This window comes from Staphylococcus sp. 231237_7MaSpsaltlick, assembly GCF_043107035.1.
On record NZ_JBICNX010000177.1, the window covers coordinates 1 to 931 of the forward strand.

2 protein-coding genes and 1 pseudogene are annotated in these 931 nt (G+C 33.2%); all 3 read left to right on the top strand.

Translation table 11 applies throughout. The features are described 5' to 3' along the window. On the top strand, nt 1-172 hold a 172-nt coding region (locus ACF91D_RS30730; protein WP_483883398.1), incomplete at its 5' end, for a phosphorylase family protein. 15 nt (nt 173-187) lie between these two features. Then, entirely contained in the window at nt 188-715 is a 528-nt protein-coding gene (locus ACF91D_RS30735) for a YqeG family HAD IIIA-type phosphatase (RefSeq protein WP_042738536.1), read from the top strand. Next, nucleotides 716-931, top strand: a pseudogene (locus ACF91D_RS30740) (ribosome biogenesis GTPase YqeH); the annotation flags it as partial.

A 931-nucleotide genomic window follows, 5' to 3' on the forward strand; every position in this document is an offset into this window, starting at 1 on the left:
GGAAGCGACTGCACTAGCACAAACATGTTACCAGTTTAATTTACCATTTATTATCACGCGAGCGATTTCTGATTTAGCTGATGGAGATGCAGGTATTACTTTTGATGCATTTTTAGAAAAAGCAGCAATTTCATCAAGTGAAATTGTCGAACGTTTAATTAAATCTATATAAAAAGGTGAAAAGAAAATGGGTATGATAAAAAAATATTTTATGCCAAATGAATATGTTCAATCAATATTCCAAATAGATATACAAAAACTTGCTGACTCAGGTATGAAAGGTATCATTACTGATTTAGATAACACACTTGTTGGTTGGGATGAAGCTGAACCAACAGATGCAGTTAAAAAATGGTTTAAAGATGTTAATGAAGCTGGTATGACGATTACAATAGTATCAAATAATAACGAACGTAGAGTAGCAAGCTTTTCAAAATCATTAGAAGTTGATTATATCTTTAAAGCTAGAAAACCTAGAGGTCGTGCTTTTAACCAAGCGGCACAATCAATGCAACTTGATCCTGCTGAAATTGTTGTTATTGGAGATCAAATGATGACTGATGTCTTTGGCGGAAATCGTCGAGGATTATTTACTATTATGGTAGTTCCTGTAAAGCATACAGATGGTTTTATTACTAAATTTAACAGACTTGTCGAACGTCGTTTATTACAACATTTTAGAAAAAAAGGCTATATCACATGGGAGGAAAATTGATTGACTGAGACTGAATTATTAAAATGTATCGGTTGTGGTGCACCATTACAATCAGAAGACCCTGACGCACCTGGCTATGTACCAGAACATAATCTATTTCGCGAGGATGTTATATGTAAACGTTGCTTTAGATTGAAAAATTACAATGAAGTACAAGACGTGGGTTTAGACAGTGAGGACTTTTTAAATTTATTAAATGGTTTAGCTGATAAAAAT